The organism is Luteimonas sp. MC1750 (assembly GCF_016615955.1).
Classification (GTDB): Bacteria; Pseudomonadota; Gammaproteobacteria; order Xanthomonadales; family Xanthomonadaceae; genus Luteimonas.
In genome coordinates, this window is sequence record NZ_CP067113.1 from 146,900 (window position 1) to 162,975 (window position 16,076).

Genomic DNA, 16,076 nt, shown 5'->3' on the forward strand with positions numbered 1-16,076 from the left:
CCTTCCCGGAGCGGCCGCGTCCGCACTTGCGTCGCGCGGGCGCGCCGGGTGCAATGCGATGCATGAAGAAGCTTGCCGCCGTCGCGCTCTGCGTTGCACTCCTCTCCGCCTGCGCCCACCAGGCGCCACGCAACCCGATGGCGACCTGGGTGCCGTCGCCCAACTTCGACGAACGGCGCCCCGTCGTCATCGTGCTTCATTACACCGAGCAGGATTCGGTCGAGCAGAGCCTGCACACCCTGCGCACGCGCAACAGCGGCGGGCCGGTCAGTTCGCATTACCTGGTCGGCGACGACGGCGCGATCTACCAGCTGGTTGCCGACGGCCATCGCGCCTGGCATGCCGGTGGCGGTCGCTGGGGCACGATCACCGACCTCAACTCCGCCTCGATCGGCATCGAGATCGACAACAACGGCCGCGAGCCCTTCACCGAGCCGCAGGTGCAGGCGCTGCTGCGCCTGCTGGAGGACCTCACGGGGCGCCTGCGCATCCCGCCCAGCCACGTGATCGGGCACTCCGACCTGGCGCCTTCGCGCAAGATCGACCCGGGTCCGCTGTTTCCTTGGCGGCGCCTGGCCGAGGCGGGCTTCGGCATCTGGCCGGCCGACGACGCGCCCCCGGCGCCGGAAGGATTCGATGCCATGCGCGCGCTGGAGCAGGTCGGTTACGACACCACCCACCGCGAGGCGACCATCCGTGCGTTCCGCCTCCGCTTCCGCGGCGATGCCGGCACCGTGCTGGACGCGGAAGACCTGCGGATCCTGCATGCGCTGACGCTGCCGGACCAGGTGGGGCTGCTGGTACCCGCGTCGCGCTGAAGCCCTGTTCGCCGGCCCGGCCTTGCACTAGATTGGTGCAATGACGCCTCGCCTCGACCCCGCGTTCGACCAGCTGAGCACCCCGATGTTCGCTGTCTCGCGCGCAGGCGTGGTCGAGGCCGGGAACGTGGCCAGCGGGCAGTGGCTCGGGGTCTCGCTCCGACGCCTGCCGGGCCTGCCCGTGGCGGCGCTGGAAGTCGAGGGCGAGGCACTGGCCGCGGCGGTGGCGGTCGCGCCCTCCGGCGTCATCCGCCTCCCGCGCCTCGCCCTGTCGTATCCCGGAGCGGCCCCGCGCTTCGCCGAGGCCTGGCTGACGCCGCGCGATGGCGGCGGCTGGCTGCTCGAGCTGCACCCGGTCGATGAGTTCCCCGGCGGCGACCCGCTGGCGGCGCTGCCGCTCGCGCTGTCGGCGGCGCTCAAGGGCCTCGCCCACGAGCTGCGCAACCCGCTGGCGGGGCTGAAGGGCGCGGCGCAGCTGCTCGGTCGGCGGATCCCCGGGGACGACGCCTCGGCGCGGGAGCTGCTGGAACTCATCGATTCCGAGGTGGGCCGCCTGGCGCAGCTGGTCGAGCGCCTGCTCGATCCGGCGCCGCCCACGCCGCACGCGCCGCTCAACGTCCATGCCGTGCTCGAGCGCGTGCTGCGCCTGGCCGAGGCCGACGCCGGCTGGGCGGTGAAGCTGGTGCGCGATTACGACCCCAGCCTGCCCGAGCTCGATGGCGATCCGGACCGCCTGGTGCAGGCGGTCTGGAACCTGGTGCGCAATGCCCTTGAGGCCGGCTCCGGCGAGGTGGTGCTGCGCACCCGCGCCGAGCGTGGCGTGCGCATCGGCAGCGAGCTGCACGCGCTGGCGCTGCGCCTGGACATCGTCGACGACGGGCGCGGCGTGCCCGACGAGCTGGCCGGGCAGGTCTTCGTCCCGCTGGTCTCCGGGCGCGCCGACGGCAGCGGCCTCGGCCTGGCGATGGCGCAGCAGGTGGCGCGCGAGCACCGCGGCAGCATCGCCTTCCGTTCGCGGCCCGGGCATACGGTGTTCACCCTGCTGCTGCCGTATGCGGCGGTGGCCGCGGGCGATGCGCCTGCCGACGCCGATGCCGGCACGCGGAGCATTGGCGTGGAGGCGGGCCATGCCCGGCGCTGAAGGCGCCCGCGTCTGGGTCGTCGACGACGACCGCGCGGTGCGCTTCGTACTCGCCACCGCGCTGCGCGACGCGGGCTACACGGTCACCGGCTTCGAAACGGCGGCCGACGTGCTCGCCACCCTCGACCGCGGCGGTCCGCGTCCGCAGCTGCTGTTCACCGACGTGCGCATGCCCGGCCAGGACGGCCTGGCGCTGCTCGACGCGCTCAAGCGCCGCCTGCCGTCGCTGCCGGTGGTGGTGATGAGCGCGCACACCGACGTGGCCAGCACCGCCGGTGCGTTCCGCGGCGGCGCGCAGGAGTTCCTGTCCAAGCCCTTCGACCTCGACGACGCCGTCGCGCTGGCCGCGCGCGCGCTGGGCGACGCGCGCGGCGATGCCGCGCGCACGGCCGGCGCGGACGCCGACGGCACCGCGGACCCCGCAGGCGCGTCGGACGATGCCCTCGTCGGTGACGCGCCGGCGATGCAGCAGCTGTTCCGCGCCATCGGCCGCCTGGCGCAGGCGCCGCTGTCGGTGCTGGTCACCGGCGAGACCGGCACCGGCAAGGAGCTGGTGGCGCGCGCGCTGCACCGCGAGTCGCCGCGCGCGCGCGCGCCGTTCGTCGCGCTCAACACCGCCGCCATTCCGTCCGAGCTGCTGGAAAGCGAGCTGTTCGGCCACGAGGCCGGCGCCTTCACCGGCGCCCAGCGCCGCCACGTCGGCCGTTTCGAGCAGGCCCACGGCGGCACGCTGTTCCTGGACGAGATCGGCGACATGCCGCTGGCGCTGCAGACGCGGCTGTTGCGGGTGCTGGCCGAGGGCGAGTTCTTCCGCGTGGGTGGGCGCGAGCTGATCCGGGTCGACGTGCGGGTGATCGCGGCGACCCACCAGGACCTCGAGGCGAAGGTGCGCGAGGGCGGCTTCCGCGCCGACCTGCTGCACCGCCTGGACGTGGTGCGCCTGCGCCTGCCGTCGCTGCGCGAGCGCCGCGGCGACATTCCCCGCCTGGCCGAGCGCTTCCTGCAGCGCGCGGCCGCGCGCTTCCAGGCGCCCGCCAAGCGCCTGTCCCGCGAGGCGCTGGCACGACTGCAGGCCCACGACTGGCCAGGCAACGTGCGCGAGCTCGAGAACCTGTGCTGGCGCCTGGCCGCACTGGCGCCGGGTGACGTGGTCGATGGCGAGGACCTGCGCGAGGCCTGGGGCGTGGCCGACGCGGCCGCGCGCCCCGACGCTGCGGATGCGGCAGGCGGGCACGAGGCCCGCTGGGAGTCGGGCCTGCGCGACTGGGCGATGGCCAGGTTGGCCGCCCAGGCCGAGGGCATCCACGCCGAGGCCCGCGAGCGCCTCGACCGGGTGCTGCTGGAGGCGGCCCTCGAACACACCGGGCAGCACCGCGGCGAGGCCGCGGCGCGCCTGGGCCTCGGCCGCAACACCCTGACGCGCAAGCTCGGCGCCCGGCGCCCCGGGCCGTGACTCACGCATCGCGAACCTCCGTGTCGCTAGCCTCGGCGTTTTACCGGATCCGATCGGAAGGCATGCGACGCATCCCAGCCGCCCTCGCCGCCAGCGTCCTGCTGGCGGCCTGCGCCAGCACCCCGCCCACGCTCCCGCGCCAGCCAGCCGCCACGTCGCCGCCGGCGCCACGCGTGGACGCCGGCACCGCCACGTCCGCACGCGCGAACCTGGCCGCGGCCTCGGCGACCCTGGCCAGCGGACGCATCGACCTGCGCGCGGTGCAGGGTGGGGTGCGCCTGGCCGGCGAGATCGGCGGCCTCAGCCGCCACGGTGCGCACGTGCTGCAGGTGCACGCGCGCGGCGACTGCAGCGCGATCGACGCCTCCAGCGCGGGGCCGTATTTCGACGCCACTGGTCGCGGCGCGCCCGACGGCGGCAGCGACCGCATCGTCGCCGACGCCGGCGGCGTGGCCCGGGTCGACCAGCTGGTGCCGGGCGCCGTGCTCGGCGGTGGCGCGGCGAACGACATCGCCGGGCGTTCGCTCGTCGTGCTTGGATCCACCGCCGGTGCGACCGGTGCGCGGATCGCCTGTGGCGTCATCACCCTTGCGCCTGACGGCGCGCCCTAGGAAGGAGTCCCACCCATGCGCACCATTCCCATGACCCTGCTGGCCGCCTCGATGGCCCTGGCCCTTGCGGCCTGTGGCGATCGCCAGGACGACGCCGGTGCCTCCACGACGCCGTCGACGGATGCGGCGACCGCGGCCGGCGCGGTGACTCCGCCGGCGGATGCCAGCCAGGCACCCGGCGCGACCGACATGACCACGACCCCCGCGCCGCATACCGTCGCGGTGCTCTCGGCCACCGAGGGCAATGCGGTCACCGGCGAGCTCGCCTTCGAGGCGGTGGACGGCGGCGTGGCCATCACCGGCCAGATCAACGGGCTGGCGCCGGGCAGCGAGCACGGCTTCCATGTCCACGAGACCGGCGACTGCAGCGCGCCGGACGGCAGCAGCGCCGGCGGCCACTTCAACCCGGCGGGCGCGGCGCACGGTCGTGTCGGTGCGGGCGAACACCACGTGGGCGACAGCGACAACGTCACCGCCGACGACACCGGCGTGGCCGTCGTCAACGCGCGGCTCGAGGGCGCGACCCTGGCGGACGGCGCGCCGTCCGACGTGCTCGGTCGCGGCGTCATCGTGCATGCCGACCCCGACGACTACGCGACCCAGCCGACCGGCAACGCGGGCGCGCGCCTGGCCTGCGGCGTCATCAGCCAGACGGGTGCACAGGCCCGGTAAGGCCGCTCAGGGCGCGGGCGGGGCGGCGAGCTCCGCCGGCGCATCCTCCCGGCAGTGGATGAATTCCACCGCCAGTCCATGCGCGCGCAGCAGGCTCGCAAGCTGGCGCTGGCGTGCCTCGAAGTGGGCGTACAGCCGTTCCATGCGCTCCACCGGTTCCGGGTCTGCATCGCTGCCGGCGTCCACGCCTGGCATCGCGGCCCGGTAATGCGAGCGCCACGCCGCGGGAGCGAACAGCGCCATGCGCACCTGGCCCTTGCCCGCGTAGTGCAGCAGCGGTTCCGGCGGCGCATCCAGCCAGGCGTCGCGCGCCGGTGACAGCAGGGCGGTCTCGAGCAGCGGCCAGAGTCCGGCCAGGCCGGCATGCTCGTACTGCATCGCGGTCATCGCGCAGAGGTCGTGGACGGTCAGGTAGCGCGCGTGCTCCACCTGCATGCCAAAGGCCTCCTGCGCGGCAAGCGCGGTCGCGGCGCCGGCCATGCCTTCTTCCATCAGGTCCGCCTCGAGGCGCGCCGACACGGTGGACACCGTCGCCGGATCGCCATCGAGCACGAAGGGCAGCAGGCGCAGCGGGCCGCCGGCGTACTCCGGCGATGGCGACAGCGCGCCCGGCAGCCGGCCCTCGTGGCTGCCGAAGGCAAGGACGCGGGCCCCGCCGCCGGGGGCGCGCGGCGCCTTGGCCGCCAGCTGCCAGAGTTCCTGGTGCAGCGGCCAGCCCGGACGCAGCAGTTCGACCGGATCGAAGTGCGCGGCCACCAGGCTGCAGTCCAGGCGGGCGGCCTCGGGTGCGAACGCGGCGAGATCGGTGGCGACCAGCGCGGCCAGCGCTCCGGCCTCGGCCTGGGGGAGCGCGTCGCGCCCGCTGCTGCTGCCCGGCGACAGTTCGAGCGCCAGCGCGCCGAGCACGCGCGCGGGTCCCTGCTGGTTGGCGATGGTCTGGTTCATTGGCCCTGCGCGTGAGCGGCGCTAAACTCCGATCCATTATGCCTGCCACGGTCGGCGGGCTGCCTGCGAGGTTCCCCAGATGCTGCATGGTCGCCCCGTCGCCGTCCTCGGCGGCGTCCGCATTCCCTTCTGCCGCCAGAACACCGCCTATGCCGACGTCGGCAACCTCGGGATGTCGGTCCGCACGCTTGGCGCCCTGGTCGAGAAGTTCGGCCTGCATGGCCAGCGCCTGGGCGAAGTCGCCATGGGTGCGGTGATCAAGCACTCCAGCGACTGGAACCTGGGCCGCGAAGCCGCGCTGTCGTCGGGCCTGTCGCCGCTGACGCCGGGCATCACCCTGCAGCGCGCCTGCGGCACCTCGCTGGATTCGATCATCACCATCGGCAACAGGATCGCCGCCGGGCAGATCGACAGCGGCATCGGTGGCGGCAGCGACAGCACGTCCGACGTGCCGATCGTCTACGGCAAGTCGCTGCGGCGCCGCCTGCTGGCGGCCAACGCGGCCAAGGCCCCGCGCGACCGGCTGGCGCAGTTCCGCGGCTTCCGCCTGCGCGAGCTCAAGCCCGACTTCCCCGGCGTGGCCGAGCCGCGCACCGGCAAGTCGATGGGCGAGCACTGCGAGGACATGGCCAAGGAGTGGAGCATCGCGCGCGACTCGCAGGACGAGCTGGCGGTGGCCTCGCACCACAAGCTGGCCGCGGCCTACGAACGCGGCTTCTTCGACGACCTGGTGGTGGCCTTCCGCGGCGTCTCGCGCGACAACATCCTGCGTGCCGACAGCACGCTGGAGAAGCTGGCCACGCTGAAGCCGGCCTTCGATCGCACCTCCGGCCGTGGCTCGCTCACCGCAGGCAACTCGACGCCGCTGACCGACGGCGCCGCCGCCTGCCTGCTGTCCACCGACGAGTGGGCCGCGCAGCACGGACACGAGGTGCTGTGCCACGTCCGCGACGCGCATGTCGCGGCGGTCGATTTCGTCCACGGCGAGGGCCTGCTGATGGCGCCGACGGTGGCCGTGGCGGAAATGCTCGCGCGCAACAACCTCGCGCTGCAGGACTTTGACATCTACGAGATCCACGAGGCCTTCGCCGCCCAGGTGCTGTGCACGCTGCGCGCCTGGGAGAGCGAGGACTACTGCCGCAACCGCCTGGGCCTCGACGCACCGCTGGGCCGCATCGACCCCGCGAAGATCAATCCGGTTGGCTCGTCACTGGCCACCGGCCACCCCTTCGCCGCCACCGGCGCCCGCGTGGTCGCCACCGCCGCCCGCCAGCTGCAGGAACGCGGCGGCGGCCGCGCCCTGGTTTCGATCTGCACCGCCGGCGGCATGGGCGTGGTGGCGATTCTCGAGCGGTGATGTTGGGAGAGCAGAGCGTTTTTGCCACGGATTGACGCGGATAAGAGCCGATTTACACGGATAGGGCAGAAGCGGTTGGGGTGGGTCGCGCGGATGCCGGTCTATTCGCTGGCGACGAGCGAATTCGCGAATGGCGTCACCAGGAACGGCTCTCTACCTGAGCGTTAGCTCTATCCGTGTAAATCGGCTCTTATCCGCGTCAATCCGTGGCAAACGCTTCTAGAGCCCTTCCAGCCGTTCCCCACCGAGTCCCGGCGAGCGGTTGGCGAGCGGGGTGACGGGTTCGCCGCGCTGCATGCGCAGGGCGTTGGCGTAGGCGATGCGGGCGGTGGTGTCGTCGCCGGTGGCGGCGTGGCCGTCGCCCAGTTCTTCCCAGGCTTCGGGGCCGGCGCCCTGGGCGATCGCGCGCTGCAGGTGATCTTCGGCCTGCAGCCAGTCGCCGCGGGCGCGCGCCATGCGGGCCAGGGTGAGCAGGAGGGCGGGGCTGCCGGGGCGCTGCTGCAGCCAGCGCTGGGCCGCGGCTTCGCGGTGCTCGACGCGGGCGATCGGCAGGCGGCCGTAGCGGGCGGCCAGGTCCTCGTCCCAGCGGGTGTCGAGGGCGTGCTCGATGCTGGAGGTGGCGGCGTCGTCCCAGCCGAGCGCGGCAGCGCGGTCGGCGTAGGCGGCGACCACCTCGGGCTCGCTGCGCAGGCCCTTCGGAACGCTTTCCCAGCGGTCGGCCAATGCATTGGCATCGCCGGCCTCGGCCAGCGCCTGGGCGGCCCACACGCGCTCGCGCTGCGCAAGCGCGCCTTCGGGCAGGGCCTGCTGCTGGCGCAGCGCGCCCAGCAGGGCATAGGCATCCGCCGCGCGCCGCGAAGCGGCGTAGGCGTCGGCGCGCAGCGCCAGGCCGCGCGGCGAGAGCGGCTGCGCGTTCGGATCGTCCAGCGCCACCAGGGCGTCGGTGGGGCGGTCCTCGGCCAGCGCGAGCTCGGCGCGGCCGATGGCGCGGGTCAGGGCGTGTCCACTGTCGATGGCGTCGAGGTGGCTGCGCGCGGCGGCGTGGTCACCGCGCGCGGTCGCGGCGCGGGCCGCGGCCAGGCGCGCCACGGCGGCGTCGCTGTCCTCGGCGGCCTGCGGAAGCAACTTCTCGGCGCGCGCGTAGTGGCCCTGGTGCAGCGCTTCGAGGCCGCTGCCCAGGCGTTCGCGCGACTGGCGTTCGCGGCGATGGCGCCAGGCGCGCATCGGCAGGGCGATCAGCGACCACAGCAGCCAGAGCACGAACAGGCCGGCGAGCACGGCCACCGAGACCCAGAGCAGGTTGGTGGTGTAGTCCCAGCCGCGGTAGCGCACCAGCACGTAGCCGGGGTCCTGCGCGAGCAGGTGCCAGGCCAGTGCGCCGATGATCGCCAGCAGGATCCAGACGAGCAGGTTGCGGAACAGGTTCATGGCAGTCTCCAAAGTCGCCGCCACCGTAGCGGCGCGGATGTCGCGGCCGTGTTCACATTGCTGCGTGGTCGCCCTCCAGGCGTCCGCGCTGCAGGCGCAGCTGGTCGAGCGTGGTGCCGAGCGTTGGCAGCTCCGGCTTCAATGGCAGCGCGGCGATGGCGTCCAGCTCGCGCAGGCGCGCGTCGCGCGTGGCCGAGGCCGGCCACAGCCGCGGGACCAGGGCGCGCACCCGGGCCAGCGCGGCCGCGTGGCCCGCGGTGTCGCGGCGCTCCGCGGCGGTGCGCGCCAGCGACAGTTCGAGGCGCAGTGCGGCCAGGCCGGCGGCGCGCTCGCCGGCATCGACCACCAGCAGGGCGTCGCTGCGTCGCACGTCGACGATGCGCGTGGCGAGGCGCTCCCACCAGGGCTGGGCGGACGCGGGCGCGGGCGCGGTGGTGTCTTTGGAGGGCGCGGCGGGTCCGGCGGGTGCGTCCAGGCCGGCCTCGAAGGCGTCGATCCGGGCCAGCGCGACAATGCGCGGGTCCTGCCCCAGCGCGTCGAGCATCGCGCGCTCGTCGGCAAGCACCTGGCGCAGGTCGATGTCGGCCGGGGCGTGCAGGCCATCCAGCAGCCGCGCCGCCAGGCCGTAGGCGCGTCGCGCGCCCTGCAGGTCGCCGGCCAGCAGCAGGCGCTGACCGCCCTGGGCCAGCAGCAGCTCGATCTCGTCCAGGCGCAGCGCGCGTGCGGCGTCCTGCGCCGGGTCGGCGAGGCGCTGCACGCTGTCCTCCAGCAGGGCCGCGCGCTGGCCCATCGCCAGCAGTTCGTCGCGCAGCAGGCGGTTGGTGGCCTCGGCCTGCTGCAGGCGCTTGCCCTGCGCCTGCTGTCCCTGGCGCAGGATCGCCACGCGCTGCTGCAGGGCCTCGATGCCGATGCGGTCCTGGGTATCCGCCGCGCGACGCTCGTCGCGCTCCGACTGCCAGGCCCGCCACGCCAGCAGCGCCGCCAGCGGCAGCAGCAGGACCAGTAGCAGCCAGGCAAGGGCGGAGGTGCGGCGGCGGGGCGTCGCAGGGGACTCGGGGGCGTTCAAGGGCGCGCGCGCAAGGGGGCCGGGGCGCACATGTTAGGGCGTTGCGGCGGTCCCGGCGCAGGCGGCGAGCATGTCAGGGACGCGCGCGCTGGCCGCGACCGCGGCGACGCGCAGCCCGTGGCCGCGGGCGAGGCCGGCCAGCCGCTCGCTGGCCGCCACCACGGTCGCGCGGCGCAGGCCATCCAGGGCGGCCGCGGGCAGGGTCGCGAGGACGTGCTCCAGCGCCTCGCCGCTGCTCACCAGCAGCCACGCCGGGGCCTCCAGCACGCGCAGCGCGGCGACCGCGCGTGGCGAAGGCGCGAGCGGCACGCGCGCATAGACATTGGCGCGCAGCACCCGCGCACCGCGCGCGGCCAGGGTCGCGGCGATCACGCCACGACCGCCCGGGGCGGTGACCAGGCCGACGTCCAGGCTCTCGATGTCCTGCAGCTGGGGCATGGCCAGCAGTCCCTCGCTGTCCATGCGCGCAGGCGACGCGACCTCGCCGGCGCCCGCCCGGCGCAGCGCACGCGCGGTGCCCGCGCCGACCGCAACCCACGGGCGCGCCGGAGCCGGCCGCAGCGGATGCAGGCGGGCCGCGGCGGCCACCGCCGCCGGGCTGGTGAACACCACCCGTTCCGCGGCGAGCGAGCGCTGCAGCGCGGCGCGCGCGTCGTCGCCATCGAGGTGGTCGATGCGCCAGGGCGACAGCGCGAGGGTGCGCGCGCCGAGCGCCGCGGCGGCCCGGCGCACGCCGCCGTGGCCGCCGACCGGCCGCAGCGAGATCACGTAGCATCCGGACAGCGGCCCGGTGGAGGCGTGCGCAGGCATCGTGCCAGCTTGGTGCCTGTGGCATGCACCCGCAAGCGGCGGCCCGCCCGCCGGGCATCGAGCCGCACCACCCAAGGACCTGGAACGCGCTGCATGCAACTGGACGACGAACTCCGTGCGCTGGATGCGCACTACCGCTCGATGCCGCCGGTGGCGGCGATGGGCATCGCCATCGCCGGCCGCGACGGCGACACGCTGACCCTGCGCGCGCCGCTGGCGCTCAACGTCAACGACAAGCACTGCGCCTTCGGCGGCAGCCTGGTCTCGCTGATGACCCTGGCCGGCTGGGGCCTGGTGACCCTGCGCTGCCACCAGCTGGGGATCGACGCCGACGTCTTCGTCGCCGACAGCGAGATCCGCTACCTGGCGCCGCTGTACGCCGACCTGCAGGCCACCGCCGCGCCCGCCGATGGCAGCGGCTGGGCGCCGTTCGACGACTCCCTGCGCAGCCGCGGACGCGCCCGCGTGCGCATCGCCGCCAGCGTGCCGCTGCCCGACGGCGGCATCGCCACCACCCTGCGCGCCGGCTACGCCGCCATCGCCAGGGGTTAGGATGGCCGCCGCCATCACCGGGGACCCCGACATGCGACCGATGCACGCCCGCAACGCCTTCGCCCTCCTTGCGCTGCTGGCCTGCGCGCTGCTGCTGCCCGGCTGCGCCAGCACCGGCAAGGGCGAGGCCCTGCAGCGCGCGCAGTACGCCTGGTCGGCGGCGATCCGCTGGGGTGACTTCGAGGGTGCGTGGAACCTGGTCGATCCGGAATACCGCGAGCAGAACCCGCTGACCGACGTCGCGCTGGAGCGCTATGCCCAGGTGCAGGTCTCGCACTACCGCGAGCTCGGCGCGCCGCCGCCGTCAGCGGACGGCAGCGTGGGGCGCGACATCGACATCGGCGTGATCAACCGCCACACCATGGCCGAGCGCGGCCTGCGCTACCGCGAATCGTGGCGCTGGGACGAGACGGCGGGCACGTGGTGGAACACCGCCGGCCTGCCGGACTTCTGGCGCGGCGAGTAATCGCAGCGCGGCTTTGCGCCGCCGACGGCGCTGGGAGACAATCCCCGCCCGCCGCCGGATCGCCGACCAACGTGAATTTCGAAGAACTGTGGGCCTTCCTTGGCCGCAACCCCATGCTGGCCCTGGCGCTCGCCGGCATCACGGTCGCCATCGTCTACACCGAACTGCTGCGCGTGTTCCGCGGCTTCAAGGGCCTGCGCCCGGCTGAAGTCACCGCGCTGGTCAACCGCGAGGACGCGCTGGTCGTGGACCTGCGCGCGTCGGCGGAATTCGAGAAGGGGCACATCCCCGGCTCGAAGAACGTGCAGATGGCCCAGTTCGACCCCGAGAACAAGTCGCTGGCCGCGGCGAAGTCGCTGCCGGTGGTGGCCGTGTGCAAGACCGGCGTGTCCGCGGTCGACGCGGCCAAGCGCCTGCGCAAGGCCGGCTTCGAAAAGGTCTACGTGCTCGAGGGCGGCATCGGCGCCTGGCAGCAGGCCGACCTGCCGCTGGCCAAGGGACGCGGCAAGTAGCCGCGCGGGTGGCCGCCGGCCACATGCGATAATCCTCCTCTTACCCGAATTCCGCTGGAGCAACACGAGATGTCCGACCAGGAAGCCACCAACGCCAACGGCGCCGCCGGCGGTGCGCAGCAGCCCAACGGCCCGCAGTTCACGATCGAGAAGATCTACGTCAAGGACGTCTCGTTCGAGGCCCCGAAGACCCCGCAGGCCTTCGGTGAGCAGGGCCAGCCGCAGCTGCAGATGAACCTCAACCAGCGCGTGACCCGCATCGCCGACGCGTCGTTCGAGGTGGTGCTGGGCATCAACCTGACCTGCAAGCTGACCGAAGAGAAGACCGTGTACCTGGTCGAAGTGCAGCAGGCCGGCCTGTTCAACCTCTCCGGCTTCGACGACCAGTCGCTGGACGCGATGCTCGGCACCCACTGCCCGACCATCCTGTATCCGTATGCGCGCCAGATCATCGGCGACCTGATCCAGGCCGGCGGCTTCGCCCCGTTCCTGCTGCAGCCGATCAACTTCGAGGCGCTGTACGCCGAAGGCCTGCGCCAGCGCGCGCAGCAGCAGTCCGCGCAGGGCACCGACCTGGCCAGCGGCGAGACCAGCGGCAACGCCTGAGTGTCCGCGGAACCTTCCATCGCACCGCCGGGCAAGCCGGCGGTCGCGGTGCTCGGCGCGGGCTCCTGGGGCACCGCGCTCGCCGCGCTGATCGCGCGCCACCAGCATCCAACCCTGCTCTGGGGTCGCGACCACGCGGTGGCTGCGTCCATCAACGCCGGCTCCGGCAACCCGCGCTACCTGCCCGGCATCGACCTGCCGCGCGCGCTGCGCGCGACCACCGAGCTGGCCGAGGCGCTGGCCGGTGCCGACCTGGTGCTGGTGGTGGTGCCCTCGCACGCCTTCGCCGGCACCTTGCGCGACCTCGCGCCGCTGCGCCCGGCGCACGCCGGCGTGGCCTGGGCGACCAAGGGCTTCGAACCCGGTTCGGGCCGGTTCCTGCACGAGGTGGCGGGCGAGGTGCTGGGCGACGACGTGCCGCTGGCCGTGGTCACCGGGCCGTCGTTCGCCAAGGAGGTTGCCGCCGGCATGCCGACCGCGGTGACGGTGCACGGCGATGACGAGGCCTTCGCCCAGTCCGTCGCCGACGTGCTGCACGGCCCCGCGTTCCGGGCCTACACCGGCAGCGACATGCGCGGTGCCGAACTCGGTGGCGCGATGAAGAACGTGCTGGCGGTCGCCACCGGTGTCGCCGACGGCATGGGCCTCGGGCTCAACGCCCGCGCCGGCCTGATCACCCGCGGCCTCAACGAGATGCTGCGCCTCAACATCGCCATTGGCGGCCGCCCGGAGACCCTGATGGGCCTGGCCGGCCTCGGCGACCTGGTGCTGACCTGCACCGGCGATCTTTCGCGCAACCGCCGCCTGGGCCTCGCCCTGGGACGCGGACAGAGCCTGGACGATGCGGTGCGCGAGATCGGCCAGGTGGTCGAGTCGGTGCAGACCGCCGACGAGGTGATGCGCCAGGCCGAGGCCCACGGCGTGGAGCTTCCGATCTCCAGCAACGTGCGCGACGTGCTGCACGGCGACATCACCCCCGCCGAAGGCCTCGCGCGCCTGCTCGCGCGCGAGCAGAAGGCGGAATACGCCGGCAAGCTGATCGGCTGAGGGCTGAGGGCTGAGGGCTGAGGGCTGAGGGCTGATCAGCTGGCGGGCTGACGGGCTCGCGAGACGAGCGCGGGTGCTGCTGCGCGGCGCTGCGACGCATGGCCTGCTGCCGCTCATGTCCCCCGATGCCGGCCCGCTGGGCCGGCATCTCCTCCTTGACTTCCCGTCAGCAGGCCACGCGCCGCAGCGGTGCGTGGGCGCGGGCGCTGCCGCCAAGGAGCGAAGAGCTGAAGAGCTGAAGAGCTGAAGGGCGAAGAGCAAAGAGCAAAGAGCAAAGAGCGAAGAGCGAAGAGCGAAGGGCGATGAGCGGTGCCTGAGCACCCACGTGGACCGGCGCTGCGAAAGCGTTGCGCGGCCGACGATGCTTCGGACTGCGGTGCGATGCCTGCTGACGGGAAGTCAAGGAGGAGGCTGCGGCCGCAAGGGCGCAGCCGGGGGACATGAGCGGCAGCAGGCATCGCGCCGCAGCGCCGCCAAGCGTCCCGCCCGCACTCAGAAGCAGGCCCAAAAAAGAAACCCCGGCCTTGCGGCCGGGGTCATGTCGCGGAACGGGGAGAGAGGTCGCCCCGCGACCGGGAGTTACCCGTGTTACCAGGTGAAGCGCGGGCCGATGAACCACTCGGTCACGTCGCCGTTGAACTTGACGTCGCCGTTGAGGCCCCAGTTCGCGTTGAACGCGACGTTGGCGCCGAGACGGCCGTAGAAGTCGCCGTCGATGCCGCGGTCATAGTCCTCGTAGCCGACCAGCGCGTAGCCGTCGAAGTTGCGCGCCAGCAGGCCGCGCACGCCGACCTCGGTGCTCCAGCCGTCGAAGTCCAGCTCCTGGCCGAGCACGCGGCCGGCGTCGAGCTTCTGGTAGGCCACGCGCGCCAGCAGGTCGGTGCGCGGGGCGATCTCGAGGTTGTAGCCGACGCCGATGCGGTACTGGTCGATGTCGAGGTTGGTGTTGTCGATCTCCTGGCTGCCGAAGCCGCCGAAGACGTGGAAATTGGGGTGGAACGCGGCGGAGCCATTGACGTCGTAGCCGTCGGCGTCGACATCGCCCGTGGAGGCGACATAGCCGGCCTGGAGGTAGTTGTAGGTCACGCCTTCGGCGGCGTTGGCGGCGAGCGGCATCGATGCCGCCAGCGCAATGGCGATCAGGGAACGCTTCATCAGGGGAGAGGCCTCTATTTCGTTATTGCTTTAGGGAGAGGACCGGCCACGGGGGCAGGGGAGGGGAGAGAACCGATCGGGGAAATCGGATACCCGCCGTGGCCGGTGGACGCATTCTCCCAGCGCGAAGGCAACGCCACCTGAATATTGAACTCGACGGTGCAGGAACTTTTCGCGATCACTCACGCGGCGCCGGGGAAATCCAGCTGGCGCCACGCCTCGTAGGCGACCACGGCGATCGCGTTGGACAGGTTGAGGCTGCGGTTGCCCGGCCGCATCGGCAGCAACAGACGCTGTGCGTCCGGAACGCGCGCCAGCACCTCGGTGGGCAATCCGGAGGTCTCGCAGCCGAACAGGAAGGCGTCGTCGGCGCGGTAGCGCGGGGCGTCGTAGCGGACGCTGCCCCGCGCGCTGAGCGCGTAGAGACGCGGCGGTGAGATGGCGGCCAGGGCCGCGTCCAGGCTGTCGTGCACCGCCACCCGCGCGTACTCGTGGTAATCGAGCCCGGCGCGCCGCAGCTGGCGGTCGTCCATGTCGAAGCCGAGCGGCCGCACCAGGTGCAGGCGGGCGCCGGTGTTCGCGCACAGGCGGATCGCATTGCCCGTATTGGGCGGGATCTCGGGCTGGTACAGGATGAGGTCGATCATCGCGCGCTGGCGGGACGGCAGGGCCGGCAGGATACCCGGCCAGGCGGTTTCACCAAGGCAGCGCGGCGCCGCGCCAGTCGAGGAAGCGGCCGCTGTCGCCGGCGTCCAGGCCGTCGATGACATCCAGCAGCCCGGCGGCCGACGCATCGACCGTCTCGGTGGCCTGTTCGCCGCCCATGTCGGTCTGGACCCAGCCCGGATGCAGGGCGACGACGGCGATGCCGCGGTCGGCCAGCGCATGCGCCAGCAGCGCGGTCGCCATGTTCTGCGCCGCCTTGCTCATGTTGTAGCTCGGCGTGCCGAAGCGCGTGCAGCCGGCGATCGAGCCGAGCTGCGAGGAGAGGTTGGCGACCCGCGAGCCATCCGCCAGCAGGGGTGCGAGGGCCTGCACCAGCAGCAGCGGCCCCATGGCGTTGACCCGGAAACTGTGCTCCAGCGTGGCCTCGTCCAGGCGGCCGAAGCGCTCGCCGGAGTGCAGCACCCCGGCATTGTTGAGCAGCAGGCCGACCTTCCGGCCGTTTCCCAGCACCAGCGGCAGTTCGGCCACGAAGGCCGCGCGCGAACGCGTATCCGCGACGTCCAGCGGCAGCACGTGCAGGCGGCCGGGATGTTCGCCGGCAAGGCTGTTGAGCGCCGTGGCACGCCCGGGCTCGCGACAGGCGGCGACGACATGGTCGCCGCGGTCGAGCAGGTGGCGGACGAGGGCGAGCCCGAGGCCGCGGTTGGCGCCGGTGACCAGCGAAGTGCGGATGCGGATGTCCATGGCCCGAGGATGCACGAACCGCGGTGG

Annotated in this window: 18 protein-coding genes; 11 read left to right on the forward strand and 7 right to left on the reverse strand. The window is 73.3% G+C overall.

Annotated features, from left to right (window positions below):
* Positions 1 to 62: 62 nt before the first annotated feature.
* From JGR68_RS00700 to JGR68_RS00720, 5 genes are all read left to right on the forward strand, one after another.
* Positions 63 to 818 (forward strand): N-acetylmuramoyl-L-alanine amidase, encoded by a 756-nt coding sequence (locus JGR68_RS00700; protein WP_199362995.1) that lies wholly within the window; start codon positions 63 to 65, stop codon positions 816 to 818.
* 85 nt (positions 819 to 903) lie between these two features.
* Positions 904 to 1,959 (forward strand): ATP-binding protein, encoded by a 1,056-nt coding sequence (locus JGR68_RS00705; protein WP_234446668.1) that lies wholly within the window; start codon positions 904 to 906, stop codon positions 1,957 to 1,959.
* Positions 1,946 to 3,412, forward strand: coding sequence for a nitrogen regulation protein NR(I) (gene ntrC, locus JGR68_RS00710; RefSeq protein ID WP_199362993.1), 1,467 nt, complete (start codon positions 1,946 to 1,948; stop codon positions 3,410 to 3,412). The genes JGR68_RS00705 and ntrC overlap by 14 nt, the downstream gene beginning before the upstream one ends.
* Before the next feature lie 62 nt (positions 3,413 to 3,474).
* Positions 3,475 to 4,023 carry a superoxide dismutase family protein gene (locus tag JGR68_RS00715; protein WP_199362992.1) on the forward strand — a complete coding sequence of 183 codons (549 nt, stop codon included), beginning with the start codon at positions 3,475 to 3,477 and terminating at the stop codon, positions 4,021 to 4,023.
* 15 nt (positions 4,024 to 4,038) lie between these two features.
* Positions 4,039 to 4,695 carry a superoxide dismutase family protein gene (locus tag JGR68_RS00720; protein WP_199362991.1) on the forward strand — a complete coding sequence of 219 codons (657 nt, stop codon included), beginning with the start codon at positions 4,039 to 4,041 and terminating at the stop codon, positions 4,693 to 4,695.
* Positions 4,696 to 4,701: 6 nt separating this feature from the next.
* Here JGR68_RS00720 and JGR68_RS00725 read toward each other — a convergent pair whose 3' ends face one another.
* Positions 4,702 to 5,640, reverse strand: a complete 939-nt coding sequence (locus JGR68_RS00725) for a hypothetical protein (RefSeq protein WP_199362990.1) — start codon at positions 5,638 to 5,640, stop codon at positions 4,702 to 4,704.
* Between the two features lie 79 nt (positions 5,641 to 5,719).
* Between JGR68_RS00725 and JGR68_RS00730 the strand changes: the two genes are divergently transcribed.
* Entirely contained in the window at positions 5,720 to 6,997 is a 1,278-nt protein-coding gene (locus JGR68_RS00730; protein ID WP_199362989.1) for an acetyl-CoA C-acetyltransferase, read from the forward strand.
* Between the two features lie 219 nt (positions 6,998 to 7,216).
* Here the strand turns inward: JGR68_RS00730 and JGR68_RS00735 are convergent, their stop codons facing one another.
* Genes JGR68_RS00735 through JGR68_RS00745 form a run of 3 tightly spaced genes read right to left on the reverse strand, consistent with a single transcriptional unit; the run spans position 7,217 to position 10,301 of the window.
* Positions 7,217 to 8,425 (reverse strand): heme biosynthesis HemY N-terminal domain-containing protein, encoded by a 1,209-nt coding sequence (locus tag JGR68_RS00735; RefSeq protein ID WP_199362988.1) that lies wholly within the window; start codon positions 8,423 to 8,425, stop codon positions 7,217 to 7,219.
* Between the two features lie 52 nt (positions 8,426 to 8,477).
* The gene (locus JGR68_RS00740) at positions 8,478 to 9,491 is read right to left on the reverse strand and encodes a uroporphyrinogen-III C-methyltransferase (protein WP_199362987.1); all 1,014 of its coding nucleotides are present in this window, start codon (positions 9,489 to 9,491) and stop codon (positions 8,478 to 8,480) included.
* A gap of 33 nt (positions 9,492 to 9,524) precedes the next feature.
* Positions 9,525 to 10,301 (reverse strand): uroporphyrinogen-III synthase, encoded by a 777-nt coding sequence (locus JGR68_RS00745; protein ID WP_199362986.1) that lies wholly within the window; start codon positions 10,299 to 10,301, stop codon positions 9,525 to 9,527.
* A gap of 93 nt (positions 10,302 to 10,394) precedes the next feature.
* Between JGR68_RS00745 and JGR68_RS00750 the strand changes: the two genes are divergently transcribed.
* The 5 genes from JGR68_RS00750 (at position 10,395) to JGR68_RS00770 (ending at position 13,484) form a co-directional block, all read left to right on the forward strand.
* Entirely contained in the window at positions 10,395 to 10,853 is a 459-nt protein-coding gene (locus JGR68_RS00750; protein ID WP_199362985.1) for a YiiD C-terminal domain-containing protein, read from the forward strand.
* Between the two features lies 1 nt (position 10,854).
* On the forward strand, positions 10,855 to 11,319 hold the full coding sequence (locus JGR68_RS00755; protein WP_234446540.1) for a hypothetical protein: 465 nt from the start codon (positions 10,855 to 10,857) through the stop codon (positions 11,317 to 11,319).
* Positions 11,320 to 11,390: 71 nt separating this feature from the next.
* A complete protein-coding gene (locus JGR68_RS00760; RefSeq protein ID WP_199362984.1) occupies positions 11,391 to 11,831 on the forward strand; it encodes a rhodanese-like domain-containing protein in 441 nt (146 codons plus the stop codon).
* Positions 11,832 to 11,900: 69 nt separating this feature from the next.
* Positions 11,901 to 12,437, forward strand: coding sequence for a protein-export chaperone SecB (secB, locus tag JGR68_RS00765; RefSeq protein ID WP_199362983.1), 537 nt, complete (start codon positions 11,901 to 11,903; stop codon positions 12,435 to 12,437).
* An 18-nt stretch (positions 12,438 to 12,455) separates the two neighbouring features.
* On the forward strand, positions 12,456 to 13,484 hold the full coding sequence (locus JGR68_RS00770) for an NAD(P)H-dependent glycerol-3-phosphate dehydrogenase (RefSeq protein ID WP_199363122.1): 1,029 nt from the start codon (positions 12,456 to 12,458) through the stop codon (positions 13,482 to 13,484).
* A gap of 588 nt (positions 13,485 to 14,072) precedes the next feature.
* Here the strand turns inward: JGR68_RS00770 and JGR68_RS00775 are convergent.
* From JGR68_RS00775 to JGR68_RS00785, 3 genes are all read right to left on the reverse strand, one after another.
* On the reverse strand, positions 14,073 to 14,639 hold the full coding sequence (locus JGR68_RS00775) for a diffusible signal factor-reguated Ax21 faimly protein (protein ID WP_199362982.1): 567 nt from the start codon (positions 14,637 to 14,639) through the stop codon (positions 14,073 to 14,075).
* 182 nt (positions 14,640 to 14,821) lie between these two features.
* The gene (locus JGR68_RS00780) at positions 14,822 to 15,286 is read right to left on the reverse strand and encodes a tRNA (cytidine(34)-2'-O)-methyltransferase (RefSeq protein ID WP_199362981.1); all 465 of its coding nucleotides are present in this window, start codon (positions 15,284 to 15,286) and stop codon (positions 14,822 to 14,824) included.
* A 49-nt stretch (positions 15,287 to 15,335) separates the two neighbouring features.
* Complete coding sequence (locus JGR68_RS00785; RefSeq protein ID WP_199362980.1) at positions 15,336 to 16,049, reverse strand: SDR family oxidoreductase; 714 nt, start codon at positions 16,047 to 16,049, stop codon at positions 15,336 to 15,338.
* Positions 16,050 to 16,076 lie beyond the last annotated feature (27 nt).